Below are 16767 nucleotides of genomic sequence, written 5' to 3'. Positions count from 1 at the left end.
TTTTGGGCGATGGATTATGAATAGTAAAAGCCTGATACCGATGGTCAATCGCATAGGAACTTTTTTTGAGTCTCAACCTAATCGTGAGGAGTCTCTAGAAGGTATTGCCAACCATATCCGCTTGTTCTGGGATCCCCGCATGCGGCAATCATTGTTCAACTACATAGATGAACATCCTGATGGCAAAAGTGACAAGGGCGAACTCTCTGCCATAGTCATGGAGTCAATCACTCGCTACAGGGCCAAACTGGATCCTGCAGCACTAACCGCCTGAGCTGTTTGTAGTACCTGACCGGGGCAGTCTATCCCCGGCTCCTAACTTCCTAAAAAACAATAGTACTAAGCGCCTTATTACAAGCATAAGCGCATAAGGAGACAAATATGAGCATATCCAACGCTCAAGCTTCCAATGGCTTTTTCAGTAAAGCCCGTATTACGGCAGGCCCTGGTTTTAACCGCTGGATGATTCCTCCAGCTGCTCTGGCTGTGCACCTGTGTATTGGTCAGGCTTATGCTTTTTCTGTTTTCAACGAACCCATGACTCGACTGCTGGGGATCACCTCCTCGGCACCCGATGACTGGACACTCCCTACCTTAGGCTGGATTTTCAGCTTGGCCATCGTCTTCCTGGGTTTATCCGCTGCATTCGCGGGTAAATGGTTGGAAGAAGTAGGCCCCCGCAAAGCCATGTTCACGGCTGCCTGCTGTTTTGGCGGTGGTTTTATGGTCGCGGCGCTAGGTATACACCTGCACCAGATTTGGCTTGTCTATTTAGGCTATGGAGTGCTGGGTGGTATAGGGTTAGGTGTAGGCTATGTTTCACCTGTTTCCACCCTCATAAAATGGTTCCCCGATAAGCGCGGTATGGCAACTGGTATGGCCATCATGGGCTTTGGTGGTGGTGCCTTTATTGCCTCGCCACTGTCTGTAGGGTTGATGGATTACTTTGCCTCCCCCACATCTATGGGCGTTACCCAAACCTTTGTGGTGATGGGGTGTTTGTACTTTATTTCCATGACCATTGGTTCGCTGGCCGTGCGTATTCCCGCACCAGACTGGAAACCTGAAGGTTGGACACCACCCGTAGTACAAAACGCTCTGATTTCCCGTAATCACGTGCATATTGACCAAGCCTTGAAAACACCGCAATTTTGGTTGCTGTGGTGGATTCTGTGCTTGAACGTGACCGCTGGTATTGGGGTACTGGGCCAAGCATCGGTCATGATCCAAGATAGTTTTGCTAGCATCACACCAGCCGCAGCAGCTGGGTTTGTGGGCTTACTGTCCTTAGCCAATATGTTGGGTCGTTTCTTCTGGTCATCCGTATCCGATTACATTGGCCGCAAGACCACCTACATGATCTTCTTCATCTTGGGCTCTGTACTGTACTTCACCGTACCGGGCTTTGGTTCTGCTGGTAACGTAGCGCTGTTCGTAATTGCGTACTTCGTGATTATGTCTATGTATGGCGGTGGCTTCGCGACTATTCCTGCCTACTTAGCTGACCTTTTCGGTACACGCTTTGTGGGTGGTATTCACGGCCGTCTGTTAACCGCATGGTCAGTAGCGGGTGTGCTGGGCCCTGTACTGGTGAACTACATTCGCCAGTACCAAGTCGATAATGGTGTACCCGCATCGCAAGCCTACACCACCACCATGTACATCATGGCGGGGCTATTAGTGGTTGGTTTCTTGTGCAACCTGATGGTTCGCCCTGTCAGTGCCAAACACCATATGCCTTCCGATAAACCTGCGGACGCATCACTGCGCTCTCTGCAGCCCGCTGAGTAACAGGAGACCGTTATGACACAACCTACCTCTACCACTGTCAAAAAGACCTCTCCCGTGCTGTTAGCGCTGTTCTGGCTATACGTAAGCATCCCTTTGCTTATCGGTGTATGGGAAACGCTGTTAAAAGCCAGCGCCCTGTTTAAATAAGCAATAAAAATGCTACTGTGCCCAGCGCAGTAGCATTTTCTATTTCCCTATACCTTGGCTACCGTTCGGTGTGAGTTGCACCTTTCACACAGAAACCAAGCAGCTTACACACAATAAAAAAGCCACTTTGCGTGGCTTTTTTATTTGCTCAACAACAGCGCAGCAATACTTAGTCGTTCTCTTGTTGATTGACACGGTACACCAGTACTGCGCAGCGAGCCATGTTCAATACTTTGGCAGTTACGCTACCCAGCAACAAGCGGGACAAACCGCTACGGCCGTGTGAGCCGATGAAAATCAGGTCGCAACCTTCTTCTTCAGCTGCTTTTACCAGACCATCAGCCACGTTGAAGTTGGACACGGAACGGGAAGTTACTGGCACGCCAGCAGTTTCTGCGCGATCCAATACAGCTTTCAAGTATTTATTCGCTTGCTCAGAAGCCGTTTTTTCGTAGTCTTCGTCGGTGATAGCATAGGCAGCTGCCATACCATCAAAACCCACGGTGGCTGCAAAAGGCTGAGTAACGTGCAACGCTACCACTTCGGCACCAATCTGCTTGGCAAAACATACACCTTTGTTGGCTGCCTGAGCGGACAACGCGGAACCATCTGTAGGGATCAGAATTTTTTTGAACATGAGAGTACTCCCCATTGAATAAATACGATTATCAATAGCCTAAGCCTATTACTCCGTCGCAGCAATACTGAATTACCGCAATACTTGAGTTATATCAGGCTTCCGTGGCCGCATAGTACAAGTTGGCACAACGCGTGCCGGTACGACAATATGCCAAGATGGGCTGAGGCATACTTTGCAGCAAACCAGCAAAGGTCTCTACGTTATCTACTGTCATCTGGCCGCTAATCACTGGCTGATACACCACTTGCAGCCCAGCGGTTTTTGCGGCGTTCATTACATCGTCCGAGGCAGGCTGATTCGCGCCACCCTCACCGTCTGGGCGATTAATAATCACACTTTTAAATCCGGCTTCGGCTACTGCTTGCATATCGTCTGCACTCAGTTGAGGGGCCACGGCAAAATCATCATTAATACGGTGAAAATCAAATGCCATCCTACACTCCGAAAATACTGAAAATCATCAAGCCCCTATAGTAAACAGTAGTCATCACTTTGTGATAGCCCTTTTTCACCCTGTCACCAGACTATACGTCTTTTATGCTTGACCACTCTCAGACACAATCATAAGATGATTTTTATATTCATCTTTAAGCGCAGCGTTTCTTGCCATGACACTAGACACTTATACCGAAGCTGAGATTCACCAGTTGGTGCATGACTTTTATGACGACATACGTCAACACGACGTACTAGGCCCTATCTTCAATAAACACATACAAGACTGGGATCATCACTTAGCCATCATGGTGGACTTCTGGTCTTCCTTGCTGTGTCGTAGCGCACGCTACTCTGGCTCGCCCATGATGAAACATGCTCGTTTATCCGAACTTAGCGCCGAGCTATTCTGTGCATGGCTGGCTCAGTTTGAGATCAGCACTGCACGCCACCCTAATCAACAACTAGCGCGTCATGCCCGCGAGTTCTCTAAGCGCATCGCCCGCAGCTTGTGGATGGGCTATCAAATTGACAAAAACCCAGACCAGCCCCCTCGTGAACTGAACTGTGGCGAGTCATGCGCTTAAACCGCAGCAGTGATCACGCGCTGCGGTTAATGATGTACTTAGCAGCCAACCCCGAACAACGCCACACCATCGCAGACATCGCCGCCCACCACGACATTTCCCGCATGCACCTGATGAAGATTGCTCACCAACTGAGCCTACACCGTTGGATAGATAGCAGTCGTGGCAAAGGAGGCGGGCTACAGCTAGCACGGCCCGCCCACACCATACTCATAGGTCAACTGCTGCGCCAGACCGAAGCAGACTGCCAACTAGTGGAATGCATGGGTCCAGAGTCATCCTGTGTGCTGCAAGGCTGCTGCAAACTGACCGGCATACTCTACGGGGCATTGCAGGCTTTCTTTGCCCACCTAGATCGTTATACCCTGGCTGATCTGGTTAATGATGATGGGCTACAACGAATACTGCAGCCTCAAAAGAAAGGGCTGTAAACCTACCCACATTCAGATCAACCGGGGGACGGAGAGGAAACTTTTTTGATTTGGTGTCTCAAATCACAAAAAGTATTCCTGCAGTCCCCCTGCGTGTGCGATGAATGCAGCACCAACAGACTCACCACTGGCTGCAGTAGCTAGCACTGCGAAAAGTATTTTTTAATTTGACCACCAAATAAAAAAATACTTTTCTCCGTTTTCCCTCCGTCGCTTGCCACGGTTTTCATTGTAGTTGCCGTTGAAATGAGTGCGTACTTCTGTGGCCAATGAAAGAGGCATGCTTACCAATTTCTGAAGAGACCTGTTTATCCTGTGTGCTGATAATCTCGGTACTTACTGCCTCCATAAAAATAACTGAGCTGTATTTTCTGATGGTATAGCTGACATTACCAACGATCTAAAAACCTGCTTCCAAATTGGATCAAGATTTGCTACAACACCCAAAAGAAAGGGCTGTAAATCTCACCACTAACTGCCGTAGCTTGCAACGAGTTAGGGATATGTTGCCATTGAAGGGGATGGATAATTCTGTCGCTGAAAATACCGCGACTCAAGAAAGGGCTATAAACCTACCCACATTCAGATCAACCGGGGGACGGAGAGGAAACTTTTTTGATTTGGTGTCTCAAATCACAAAAAGTATTCCTGCAGTCCCCCAGCATGTGCGATGAACACAGCACCACGCCTACGCACCACTGCTAGTCCTAGCCCTCATCTGCCCCCACCTCAGCAATAAGTACCGCCATAAACAAAAAACCTCTGGCTACACACCAGAGGTTTCTCTACAACCTACGCACTATAAGCAGAAGCTGCTTACGCTTTCAACGCATCACACCGTACAGTGCCAGGTTGTACACGCAGTTTATTCAGAATCTCATCAGAAACTGGTGCATCCACATCTGTCACGGCGTAGCCCAGTTGACCACGCGTTTGCAGTTGCTGGCCGACAATATTCAAACCGCTTTCTGCCAACACATTACTAAGCGCCCCCATCGCACCGGGAACGTTCTGATGCATGTGCAAAATACGCGCTTCACCAGCACATTCTACGTAAGGCACCTCAGGGAAGTTCACTGCCCCTTTAGTCGCACCACTACGTGAGAACAGCACCAGTTTTTCGGCTACTTCACGGCCAATGTTTTCTTGAGACTCTTGTGTGCTGCCACCAATGTGCGGTGTCAGAATCACGTTATTCAAACCACGCAGTGGACTATCCAACGGCTCATTCACGCCTTTAGGTTCGGTTGGGAACACGTCTAGTGCTGCACCCGCCAAATGACCGCTTGTCAGCGCTGCGTGCAAGGCATCAATGTCTACCACCGTACCACGCGACGCGTTGATCAAAATAGAGCCTGGCTTCATCTGCGCCAGTGTTTGCTCATTAATGATGTTCTTAGTGCGTTCGCCACCGGGTACGTGCAAGGTCACGATATCGGACTGTTCCAACAAACGCTTCAGGGATACAAAAGGTTTGGTATTGCCCAAAGGTAGTTTGGTTTCTACGTCGTGGAACAACACACGCATACCCAAAGCCTCTGCCAAGGTACCAATTTGCGAACCAATATTCCCGTAACCAATAATACCCAGTGTTTTGCCGCGAATTTCGTAAGCGCCGTCTGCTGATTTATCCCAGAAGCCTTGATGTACACGGGCGTTCTTTTCAGGAATACGGCGCAACAGCAAAATAGCTTCGCCCAACACCAACTCGGCCACCGAACGGGTATTGGAGAACGGTGCGTTAAACACAGGAATACCGGCTTGCGCAGCAACGTTCAAATCAACTTGGTTGGTACCTATACAAAAACACCCAATAGCCTGTACTGAAGGCGCTGCCAACAATACATTCTGATCCAACTGGGTACGAGAGCGTATACCTACAATATCCGCGCCAGACAGCGCGTCCAGCAGCTCTTCACCATTGAGCGCAGACTTATACGTCACGATATCGGTATAGCCGGCTGCTTCAAATACTTCGCGAGCACTGGGGTGAATATTTTCGAATAGAACAATACGCTTCATGAGAGTTCCCAGAACAAATAGGATAAAAATAGTACTGTTTATATCGTAAACCCTGCCCCAAGTTAATAGCAAGTGCAGAACACTGCTGTGCAGCTACGCCACACCCACAAAAAAGCCCAGCGCAGTGCCGGGCTTTCTAGGCATAACCGTTGATTAGGAATCAAACGGTGTAGGACGTGGTGTGTCATCAGCCGATGGCGGCAGGATTGGCAACACGATTTGTGGCTGCTTACCTGTCAGCGACTTCAGGAACGCCACGATTTGGGCATTTTCTTCAGGTGTAAATTTCTTGCCCAACTGCAATCTACCCATGATGTCTACCGCTTCAGGCAAGGTGTTTACCGCACCATCGTGGAAGTAAGGATAAGTCATTTCTACGTTACGCAGGGTAGGCACTTTGAAGTTGAAACGATCCGCATCAATACCCGTTACCGCTGCACGACCTTCGGCCGCATTCGCTGTTTGGTATGGCTCAATTAGACCCATTTTCTGGTAGGAGCTACCACCCAAGTTTGGACCGTTGTGACACGCAATACAGCCACTGTTTTTAAACAGCTGGTAACCCGCTAACTGCTGATCTGTGATGGCATCTTTATCGCCTTTCAACCATAAGTCAAAAGGAGAGTCTGGTGTGACCAGCGTCTCTTCAAATGCTGCAATCGCATCGGTCACTTCGTCTATACCAATAACAGGCTTGTTGTACACAGCCTGAAACTCAGCAACGTACTGAGGAATAGAGTTCAACATGCCAACAGCCAATTCATGGGTAAAGCCCATTTCCATTGGGTTAGCAATAGGACCACCGGCCTGTTCGCGCAAATCACCAGCACGACCATCCCAGAACTGTGCCAAGTTCAGGCTGGAGTTCAAGACGGTTGGGGAGTTGATAGGGCCTTGCTGCCATTTGTCCCCGATAGAGGTAGGCAGGTTATCTGAACCACCACGGCTCATGTTGTGACACGAGTTACAGGAAATAAACCCAGATTTGGACAAACGTGGTTCAAAGAACAGTTTTTTACCCAACTCGATTTTGGCTGGATCGCCTGCTTTTGCTTCGGGAATTGGTTGCACTGGTTCATTGCTTTGCGCCATGGCAAAGCTAGACATACCCAGTGCAATCGACAAAGCAAGTACAGAGGCTCTTAATGGCTTCATAATGACTTCCTTCAAATTAAGTAGTGCCAGAATGACGGCAGGTAGAATCTTGGTAAAACCCTACTGCTGTCACAACTACTCTAGCCCCCTTCCTCTGGTCGTCCTTTGAGCCAACTCAAGTACCATTAAAACTTTGTCACATTTGCGGTAACAGTGCCCTAAATGCGACAGGCAAAAAAAAGGCCCATGAAATGGGCCTTAAAAATAGACTTGCGCCATACAGCACCATGTACCTTTTTGGTATTTACGGTGCTACTACAGCGGCTACAGCGTCCACGAAGTAATCGATATTGCCGCTATTCAAACCAGGTACGCAAACGCGACCGGATTCCAGCATGTACACACCAAACTCATCGCGCAAGCGCAGGATTTGCTCTTTGGTCAAACCGGTGTAGCAGAACATACCGAACTGATCCACAAAGTAGCTGGAGTCATAGTTCGGTGCTTTTTGCTTCAGCTTTTCATGAGCCAGTTTACGCATGGTCGCAATACGATCACGCATTTCAGCTACTTCAGCATCCCACTGTTTGAACAGTTCAGCGTCTTGCAACACGGCGGCAATCGCTTGAGCACCTTGTGTAGGTGGGTTGGAATACACACGACGAATCGTGGCTTTCAACTGACCTTGTACGCGGTTCGCTTCTTCTTTACTTTGGCATACGATGGACAATGCACCGCAACGCTCGCCGTAGTAAGAGAAGTTTTTAGAGAAGGAGCTAGCAACCAAGAAAGTCAGGCCAGCATCTACCATGCTGCGAATAACGGAAGTGTCTTCTTCCAGACCACGACCAAAACCTTGGTAAGCGATATCCACAAATGGAATCAGGTTGCGCTCTTTCAGCACAGGGATCAACTGAGCCCATTGCTCTGCGCTAGGATCAACACCAGTAGGGTTGTGACAGCACGGGTTCAACACCACGATAGTGTGTGCTGGCAACGCGGCGATGTCTTCCATCATGGCTGTGAAATTCAAGCCTTGAGTTTTAGCATCGTAATAGCGGTATGACGACGTAGGCACGCCAGCACCTTGGAACACTGCGTAGTAGTTATCCCAAGCTGGATCGCTCACACGTGCTTCAGCAGCAGGAAATGCTTTGTGCAGGAAGTCGGCACCAATTTTCAGTGCACCCGTACCACCCAGCGTTTGCACGGTGACAACACGCTCGTCTTTAACAGCAACGCTGTCAGCACCAAACAACAACTTCTGAACAGCCTGACGGTAGCTAGCCAGACCTTCCATAGGCAGATACGCTCGTGGCTTTTTCAACGCCGCGCTGCGCTTCTCCGCTTCCTGGACTGATGCCAGTAAGGGAATTTTCCCTTCTTCATCATAGTAAAGGCCAATAGTCAGGTTCACCTTATCTTTACGTGGGTCAGCTTGGAACAGCTCAACCAACTTAAAGATAGGATCGCCAGCATATGCGTCAATATGTTCAAACATTATTGAAAATCCTCAGGATTCATGCGTTCACATCATTCAATCAGGAACGCTTGCTATAAAACCGATGCAATTATCATAGAACCACATCTTAGTGAATTGTACTCATGCAAGGGGCCATTTGTCCGCACAGTTCCCAGCTATACTGTATCCATCGCATACAGACAACATATTCAAACCTAAAATAGCCTCCTGCACTTCATGCGCACCGTCTTTCACGCTTCACCCAACCACACTTTCCGTACTCGCTGGTCTTGCCTGTTTCGCACTGTATGGATGCTGATACTGCTGGCTGTACTAGGATTAGCACTGGCCAGATTTGCCCTACTGTACTTTCAGGGGCCCGCCAACATTTCATTGTTCCAAGCAGATGTGGGGCGCGCATTCTGGATAGGTCTACGCTTTGATCTTAAATTCTTGGCCATCCTAATGGGGCCTTTTATTTTGATCAGCTTGGTGTTTTATAGGGTCTCAGCAACACTTTGGAAAGGTTTTTACGCCTTCTTCCTGATTTACGCCTTTGTATTGCTGGTAGCGCTGAATCTGCTGAGCGCAGTGAACTTCTATTACTTCACCTTTTACCAAGGCCCCATCAATGCCTTGATCTTCGGTTTTGCTGAAGACGACACCTCTGCCGTTGTGCAAACCATGTGGCAAGACTTCCCTGTCATTTCGTTGCTAGCCCTAATCTTGATTGGTAGCAGCATGCAATGGTGGTTGGCTAAACGGTGGGGGCAATACCGACTATCGCATCCTCTTTCACACAGCAGTGCCGCTGGTTTAGCTGTGCTAGTGATTGGTAGCGTTGCAGTATTGGTCTTGCTGGGACGTGGCAGCATAGGCAAGTTTCCATTACGCAGCATGCACATGACGGTTTCACAGGATGCGTTTGTGAATAGTATGGTGCCCAGTGGGCTACATGCGTTGGATTTAGCTCGTAAAGAACGTAGCAGCAACGATCTGGGTAAAGATCCTGATAAAGCCCTACGCTTAGCAGGCTTTGCTACGTGGCAAGAGGCTGCTCAACAATGCTATGCAGACCCTACCCAAGCCATCGACGATACCAGTTTGCTATTTCAGCAATACCCTGCCACGTACACAACCGATACTCCAGCACCTCATGTTGTGGTAGCGCTGATGGAGTCATGGGGACGCCATCTAATGGACTATGACGACCCCAAACAAAACGACGTTTTGGGTCAATTGCGTCCTTGGGTAGAAGGCAAAGCTGACTACTTTGACCATGCTATTTCCTCTGATAACGGTACACACCCAAGCCTAGAAGCAGTGCTGCTAGACACGCCCATCTCGCCGCTTACGCAAAGCCGCTATGGTTATCAAAGCTACGACACCTCACGTATCAAGCCTTACAAAGATGCAGGTTACCGCACCATCTTCTTGACGGCAGGCCCTGGTAGCTGGCGACAACTGAACACCGTTTTGCTACGCCAAGGCTTTGATGAAGTACACGACGAAAACGACATTCGCACGCGCTTCCCTGATGCGTCTTCCCACACATGGGGCTTAGATGACGAGTGGATGTTCAAATATGCGGCCGAACTGCTCAAAGACGCTGATGAGCAAGGTGAAAAAGTCATGCTGTTTATGCTGTCTGTCACCAATCACCCGCCTTATCGCATTCCTGCCCACTACACACCGGCAGCATTGGATACGGCTGCGCTGGGCTCAGACATGGCTACAGATGCCGCCACCGGCTTATCTATTTTGCAGACTTACCAGTATGCCAACAATGCGCTGGGTGAGTTCCTCAACACTCTAGAGCAGCAAAAATTGCTGGATCACACGCTGTTTGCTGCCTCAGGAGATCACAACGGCCGAACATTGTTCGCCTACCCTGACAACACAAAACTGGCCTATAAGTTTGGTGTGCCAATCCTGTTCTACATTCCTACTGCTTACAGAGACGATGACGTGCCTGTGGACCTACACGCGTGGAGCAGTCACCAAGACATATTCCCAACACTATGGGCGCATTCTTTACCTGCTCAAACGCTCCCCCGCTCATCCGGTCGCGACTTGTATACGCCGTCACCCACAGAAGCCACGGCAGTATCGTTATCCTCATCAGATGGCGGGCGAGGTGTCTCCATCAGTCGTGAGGGTGCCATCAGCAACTTGTGGAAACCCCATTACCTGAGTTGGAATGAGCGTGGTGAACTACAACCTACTGACACCCCTTCAGCCCAACTCGTGGCACAAGGAAAACGTCAGTTGGCTTGCCTAGCACTGAGCGACTGGCGCATTCGCCATCAAGCTATTTCGGCTACGCAGCATAAGCACTAATACCAGCAACAATCAGAATACGAGACTACCCATGACCACACAGACAGCTTCCTTACAGTCTTTGCACCAACAGCTACGCGATGGCGTGCTCAGCGCCCACACTTTGATGCAAGCGTGCGCACAAAACTATGCCCAACACGAACCTGTGTTGCAAGCCTATAAACACTGGAATGGCGCAGCCGCACAGAAACAAGCTGACGCCATTGATAGTTTGCTTAAACAAGGTATTGATCTGGGTCCATTGATGGGGATTCCTACATCCGTCAAAGACTTGTACGGCGTGCCTGAGATGCCTGTGTTTGCAGGTTCCTCTCATGCACTGCCCAGCAACTGGCAACAAGCAGGTCCTGTGGTACGTAGTTTGTTGTCTCAGCTCGCCCCCATTACCGGCAAAACCCATACAGTGGAATTTGCCTTTGGCGGCATAGGAACAAATGCCCACTGGGGTACACCCGTTAACCCATGGTCTGTACAAGGTGAGCACCGTGTACCTGGCGGTTCTAGCTCTGGTGCAGGAGTAAGTTTGCTGCAAGGTAGTGCGTTGTTAGCACTGGGTACAGACACCGCTGGCTCGGTACGTATACCAGCATCGTTTACCGGTACAACCGGGTTGAAACTGAGTGCTCAGTTGTGGTCAAACCAGCATATTGTGCCGCTATCCCCTACTCTGGACACCCCCGGGTTGCTAGCACGTAGCGTAGAGGATTTAGCATTTGCTTTCTGCGCGATGGATAGCCGCATTAATCACGATGACAGCGCAGTACCAACCTTACACAACCTACAAGGTTTGCGCATTGGTGTACCGGAGCACTTCTTCTGGGATGACGTATCGCCCGATATTGAACAACTCATACGCCAAACCTTAAACAAATTCGAGCAATGGGGCGCCACCTTAGTACCTGTACACATTCCTCACTGCAATGAGGTGTATGACGTGTTTAAAGTGGGTGGATTAGGTGCGCCTGAGCTGTCCGACCTGTTGCACAACAGCTTGCCTGAGTGGTTAGACCGTTTAGACCCTATGGTGCAAATGCGTGTAGAGGCCGCCAGCACCATGACATCTAACGAATACCTGCGCCGACGCCGCGTGTTGCGCACGGGTGCTGAGCAAGTTAAACCGCTATTCCAAATGGTAGATGTGGTGATGACTCCCACTATCGCTATTGCCCCACCTACTATTGAAGCGATGCGCCAAACCGATGCGTACCGCCACGCTAACCTGCTGACACTGCGCAATACCTCTATCGCTAACTTACTGGATTTGTGTGCGTTGAGTATGCCGGTAGGTGCAGACAGCTTGGGCCTACCTGTAGGCTTGCAGTTGATGTGCGCAAATAGACAAGAACGACGCTTGTTATCTATTGGTCGTGCCATAGAAAAACAACTGGGTACAGGCCAGCAGATTCTAGGTACTCCAGCGCTGTAACCGTCGCGCATGACTCACAACAAACAGGCCGCATCATGCGGCCTGTTTTGTTATTCACCCATCACAAAGGCTAAGTTCGCCGCAGCGATTAACGATGCACTGTGCGCATCCACCTGCGCTTGCTTGGCCAGCAGCACGGCACTGGCTGCTTCGGTTGCCATGGTAATGGTGCCCACACCTACTTGGTAAGCATCCAATGCAGCGTCATACGCTGTCTCTGCTGCGTTCACTAAATCGGTCGCGGTTTGATAGCTTTGTAATGCTGAGTCCAACATGGTTTCAGCAGCGATAATTTCACGCAATGCATCACGCTGCAACGCTTGCAAAGTGTTTTCTGCTTCTTGCCTATGGATCTCTGCTTTACTCAATAAGGTACTGCGCAAGCCACCGTCAAAGATAGGGATGCTCACACCCACCAACACCCCAGTAGAAGTAGAGCGGTTGGTTAACCCAGGTAAAGGAATAGGTAGGTCTTGCACATCAAACTGTGTGCGATTTTTCGCGAGTACAGCGCCCATAAAGACGCTAGGCATAAAGTCAGCCTTAGCCACTTTAACGCCTGCTTCTGCGGCTTTTAATGCCGCATATGCTGCCGCTACATCGTCCCGCTCCAGGATGGCTTTCTGTAATACCTGTTCTGTCATGGGGTCAGCGGGTGCCGGTAAACGGTGATCTACCGCTGAAGCAATATTGACCTGTTCGGCGGGGTTCACACCCACCACTTTCAACAAAGTCAGGTACGCATTTTTCTCTAGACCTTGGCTGGTCACCACATACAACTTGGCTTGAGCTACGGCCTGCTGCGCCATCACCAGATCTAAACGTGTCGCCACACCCGCGTTCAAACGCGCCGTCACCGCGTCTTCTACTGCTTGGTAATTTTTCAGAGCCTCTTGCGCTAACTGTGCTCGGTGTCTGGCCGTGTTGTATTGATAAAACTGATCCGTCACATCACGTATGACTTTTTTATGCACGGCGTTAAACAGCACATTACTCGCGAACGAGATATGTTCAGCCCCTTCTAACAAGGCTTCACGCTTACCGAAGTCAAACAGTAACCACCCTAGGGTTAAGGCAGGTACCACGCCCTCTACCGAGGTACGGATACGATCACCGCCCCCCAGATTCGCTAAGGGGGATGGTCTAGAGGAACGCTGATGCCCTGCAATCACGTTGGCACTTAACACCGGCAAAAAGGTGGCTTCTACCAAGCCCACTGACAACGCTGCCTCACGTGCTCGGTTCCACGCCTGTCGCGTTTCCATGTTGTTGCGCTGACCTAAATCTATAAGTTCAGCCAAGCCGTACTCGTGCCCTTCTTGCAGCGTTACCCCTGCAGGTTGGTAAACCATAGAAGCCACCATGCTTCTATTTCCCTGCCACGGCTTATCATGCTGTTCCGGTGCGCGCTCTATGCTGGTGTACGCGCAGCCACTGAGCAGCGCCCCCAGTGTAATCACCGTCATTCGTTTCAGTGCCGTTGTACGTAATGGCTCTTTCATTCTTGTCCCTTTGCCATAGCCAACGAGCCCACATCGTCCGTTGCGCTATCCAACAGCTGTTGATCCAATTGTTCTAAGGCCTGCACTAACTCGGCTGCCTGTTGTTCCGTAATGTCTTGCTGCGGGAAGGCTGCCTGCAAATACAACGCTTCTAAGGCATCGGGCATAGTTAGCAATACCTGCTGTTGCTGTGTAGCGGGGCGTAAGGCAGTAGGTTCAAAGTGCCGCATCACCAACTGCTCTCTTACCGTTGCCACTTCACCCACAATGTACTCACCCACATCCTGCCATTGCGATGCTTGCCATGTAGGCTGCGCAGCGGCTTTTTCTCGCCACCAACCTAGCAACTGCTGTAAACGCTGCGTTACCGCTTTAGTGGTGCTCCACGGCCAAACCCGCGTAAACATCACATACATCACGGCGTTCCCCAGCAACACCCCTAGAATACGATCCATCGCTACCGACAGCTCTACATCCGGCCCAAAACCTTGTAGTACCGTCAGCAAAAATGCGAGGCCAATTTGTACGCCAGCATATGAAATACGCTCAGAGCCTACTGACACCCACGCGGCACATAAGGTACCTGCAAACACCAGTAGCATCAGCTCGCCTATGGACGTCATGTATGGCATCAACAATAAGAGCGAGCCTACACCTAACGCTGCACCAATCAAACATCCCACGATACGTAGAGTCAGCTTGTGTACCGTTTCACCTGTAGTGCCCAAGGCCACCACGTAGCAGGTAATCATGGCGGTGTGTATATCTTGCCATTGCAAAGCGGTGTACACCAGATAACAAATGATGGCCGCTGCGGTCGTTTTCAGCGCGTAATACTGGTAGGTAGGATTGCTTCGTGCATCCGGCAAAAAGAAACCCGACGTAGGGCTTTTTTCTTTTGGTGGCAAAGACTCCACCACATGCTCTACCAAATACGCGATACGTTGCCAGGCGCTATTAGGCAGTTGCAACGTCGGCACAGTGGCATCTTCGGCTGCTTCACCACACAACACGGCAGCAGCCCATGCCTCGCAACGTTGTGCCAACCACTCGGCGCTATCTGCATCACGCTGTGATGATCGTGTTAGAGCCTTACACGCTAATAACAACTGATAGCTATTGTGTTGCAGTGCTTGTATGCGCTGCAGTTCGGCGCGTGGGCTCAAACTAAAGAGCTTCACAAAAATAATGGTTTTAGTGAGGAAATCATTGCCCTCACGCAAAGCCGTTTCTAAGTCTGACGGATCAGCTGTTTGTCGCAGGCTGGTAGCAATCAACTGCAAACGCTCTGCTAATCGCTGGCGGGTCAACCGGCGTGGCGAAGGCCCTACCACCGCTAAGAAGGCTAACAAGACGCCCATGGGGGTCAGCGCCATTAACCATGCATACAAAATGGCGCGGGTCGCGACTTCACCAAAAGGTACGTAGCCCACCAGCGTCATAATGAATGCCACTACTAAGGCCAAAATACTGCCTGCCGGCCCTAGCTTGCTGGCGGCACCTAAATAAAGAAAGACAAACGAGCCCACTGCAATAATGGTCATGATCCACAACGGGCTTTCTACAGCCAGCCGGGTCAACATGAACAGCATCACCACCACTAACGACACCAGCACACAAATGCCAATGGCCATCAGCATACTTTCAGCAGTATTGGGGCGAATCAGAAACAGCACTAAATAGCAGCCAATCGCTACCAGTGGTATTTGATAAATCATGAACACCATAGCGGTGAGCGAACAAATCGCCGCTACACGCCACGCCATCCCTAGCCTACCTTCAAAAGGTACTAGCTCTGCTTTGATGGCTTGCCACAGTGCTGCCGACATCAGTGCTCCTGACACGCATCGCCAGAGCGTATAGAGACGGAGGCAGATGCTCCCATGCGCATTAATTCAGCAGGAGGGTTATCTAATTGGACACGCACGGGGAAGCGCTGTGCCACCCGAACCCAGTTCAGTGACTTCTGAACAAAAGGCAATGAGCGCGGTAGCGACAACATGTCTTCGGTGCTTACTCCCCAGCCAATATCTACCACCTTACCTTCTATAGTGCGCTTAGGCGCCATCATGGTATAGACCGTCGCGCACGACCCCAACTCTATGGCGGGTAAATCGGTTTCGCGGTAGTACGCCGTAGCAAACCAGTGATCAGAATTAATCAACGTGAATAACGATTGGTCAGGCAACAAGCGCTCGCCTTCCGACACATGCAGGCCCACTACTAAACCATTATTAGGGGCTCGTATAACAGTGTCATCCAACGCTTTTTCAGCTAACGCCAAGGCAACTTGTGCAACTTCCAAGGTCGCTTCGGCGGCGGCTGTTTCACCAATCAACGCTTCAGCCGCTTCGGCTTGCGATTGGGCTTGGGTTAGGCTCACACGTGCATCACGCTCTACCGTTACGGCCGTATCCAATTCTTGTTTGGTCACATAGCCTTTTTGAGCCAAAGGGCGTAAACGTTGTACGGTTCGGCTCGCTAATTCTAAATTCGTCTGTGCCCGGCGTATTTGCTCATCGGCAATAGACGCATTAGAGGTTTCAGCGCGTATATGACGTTTAATGGTTGCCAAGGTTGCCGTCGCTACAGCCACTTCGGCTTTAGCTTGCTGCACACGCAACTCATAGACTTCAGGATCTAAACGAAACAACACCGCATCTTTAGTGACGCGATCACCCTCTTTCACATTCAGTTCTATGATTTTCCCTGGCACAGCAGAACTAATATGCACAATCTCTGCTTGAATGGTGGCATCTTCTGATACAGGGTGATTTTTAAGAAAACCCCAAAAAAGATAACCAATGAATACTGCCAGGGCGACCACCAGCACAGCGATTACCCGTGCCAGATTTTTTTTTGCAGGATGCTGTCTGGTATCAGCCATAA

General features: G+C 50.1%; 15 protein-coding genes. 7 read left to right on the top strand and 8 right to left on the bottom strand.

The features are described from left to right. Positions 1 to 16 precede the first annotated feature (16 nt). From ACLO87_RS02970 to ACLO87_RS02960, 3 genes are all read left to right on the top strand, one after another. Positions 17 to 274: a formate dehydrogenase subunit delta gene (locus ACLO87_RS02970; protein WP_135865236.1), complete on the top strand. Its 258-nt coding sequence runs from the start codon at positions 17 to 19 to the stop codon at positions 272 to 274. A gap of 107 nt (positions 275 to 381) precedes the next feature. Next, the gene (locus ACLO87_RS02965) at positions 382 to 1791 is read left to right on the top strand and encodes an L-lactate MFS transporter (protein WP_135865238.1); all 1410 of its coding nucleotides are present in this window, start codon (positions 382 to 384) and stop codon (positions 1789 to 1791) included. Positions 1792 to 1803: 12 nt separating this feature from the next. Further along, positions 1804 to 1938, top strand: a complete 135-nt coding sequence (locus tag ACLO87_RS02960) for an MFS transporter small subunit (protein ID WP_135865240.1) — start codon at positions 1804 to 1806, stop codon at positions 1936 to 1938. A 169-nt stretch (positions 1939 to 2107) separates the two neighbouring features. Here the strand turns inward: ACLO87_RS02960 and ACLO87_RS02955 are convergent, their stop codons facing one another. Both ACLO87_RS02955 and ACLO87_RS02950 read right to left on the bottom strand, forming a co-directional pair. Continuing rightward, positions 2108 to 2575 (bottom strand): universal stress protein, encoded by a 468-nt coding sequence (locus ACLO87_RS02955; RefSeq protein ID WP_135865242.1) that lies wholly within the window; start codon positions 2573 to 2575, stop codon positions 2108 to 2110. A gap of 94 nt (positions 2576 to 2669) precedes the next feature. Beyond that, positions 2670 to 3011: a protein tyrosine phosphatase family protein gene (locus ACLO87_RS02950; protein WP_135865243.1), complete on the bottom strand. Its 342-nt coding sequence runs from the start codon at positions 3009 to 3011 to the stop codon at positions 2670 to 2672. 175 nt (positions 3012 to 3186) lie between these two features. On the opposite strand from ACLO87_RS02950, the gene ACLO87_RS02945 reads away from it, so the two are divergent. After that, on the top strand, positions 3187 to 3600 hold the full coding sequence (locus tag ACLO87_RS02945; RefSeq protein WP_430222743.1) for a group III truncated hemoglobin: 414 nt from the start codon (positions 3187 to 3189) through the stop codon (positions 3598 to 3600). Further along, complete coding sequence (locus ACLO87_RS02940) at positions 3591 to 4031, top strand: RrF2 family transcriptional regulator (RefSeq protein WP_430222742.1); 441 nt, start codon at positions 3591 to 3593, stop codon at positions 4029 to 4031. The genes ACLO87_RS02945 and ACLO87_RS02940 overlap by 10 nt, the downstream gene beginning before the upstream one ends. Before the next feature lie 816 nt (positions 4032 to 4847). Here the strand turns inward: ACLO87_RS02940 and serA are convergent. The 3 genes from serA to ACLO87_RS02925 form a co-directional block, all read right to left on the bottom strand. Continuing rightward, positions 4848 to 6053, bottom strand: coding sequence for a phosphoglycerate dehydrogenase (gene serA, locus ACLO87_RS02935; RefSeq protein WP_430222740.1), 1206 nt, complete (start codon positions 6051 to 6053; stop codon positions 4848 to 4850). Between the two features lie 153 nt (positions 6054 to 6206). Continuing rightward, on the bottom strand, positions 6207 to 7160 hold the full coding sequence (locus tag ACLO87_RS02930) for a cytochrome-c peroxidase (protein WP_430223715.1): 954 nt from the start codon (positions 7158 to 7160) through the stop codon (positions 6207 to 6209). A 292-nt stretch (positions 7161 to 7452) separates the two neighbouring features. After that, complete coding sequence (locus ACLO87_RS02925) at positions 7453 to 8649, bottom strand: amino acid aminotransferase (RefSeq protein WP_135865252.1); 1197 nt, start codon at positions 8647 to 8649, stop codon at positions 7453 to 7455. Between the two features lie 198 nt (positions 8650 to 8847). Between ACLO87_RS02925 and ACLO87_RS02920 the strand changes: the two genes are divergently transcribed. Both ACLO87_RS02920 and ACLO87_RS02915 read left to right on the top strand, forming a co-directional pair. Beyond that, positions 8848 to 10950 (top strand): LTA synthase family protein, encoded by a 2103-nt coding sequence (locus tag ACLO87_RS02920; RefSeq protein ID WP_430222739.1) that lies wholly within the window; start codon positions 8848 to 8850, stop codon positions 10948 to 10950. A 31-nt stretch (positions 10951 to 10981) separates the two neighbouring features. Then, positions 10982 to 12376, top strand: a complete 1395-nt coding sequence (locus tag ACLO87_RS02915; protein WP_430222738.1) for an amidase — start codon at positions 10982 to 10984, stop codon at positions 12374 to 12376. 50 nt (positions 12377 to 12426) lie between these two features. Here ACLO87_RS02915 and ACLO87_RS02910 read toward each other — a convergent pair whose 3' ends face one another. From ACLO87_RS02910 to mdtN, 3 genes are read right to left on the bottom strand one after another with little or no spacing between them, the layout of a single operon-like run. After that, positions 12427 to 13878 (bottom strand): TolC family protein, encoded by a 1452-nt coding sequence (locus tag ACLO87_RS02910; protein ID WP_430222737.1) that lies wholly within the window; start codon positions 13876 to 13878, stop codon positions 12427 to 12429. Beyond that, entirely contained in the window at positions 13875 to 15707 is a 1833-nt protein-coding gene (locus ACLO87_RS02905) for an FUSC family protein (protein ID WP_430222736.1), read from the bottom strand. The genes ACLO87_RS02910 and ACLO87_RS02905 overlap by 4 nt, the downstream gene beginning before the upstream one ends. Continuing rightward, positions 15707 to 16765, bottom strand: a complete 1059-nt coding sequence (gene mdtN / locus ACLO87_RS02900) for a multidrug transporter subunit MdtN (protein ID WP_430222735.1) — start codon at positions 16763 to 16765, stop codon at positions 15707 to 15709. Before mdtN ends, ACLO87_RS02905 begins: the two co-directional genes overlap by 1 nt. Between the last annotated feature and the right edge of the window lie 2 nt (positions 16766 to 16767).

This window comes from Paenalcaligenes sp. Me52 (assembly GCF_050487965.1).
Lineage (GTDB): Bacteria > Pseudomonadota > Gammaproteobacteria > Burkholderiales > Burkholderiaceae_B > Paenalcaligenes.
Note: the sequence above shows the minus strand (reverse complement) of the source record. Positions and strands in the feature narration are given on the sequence as shown.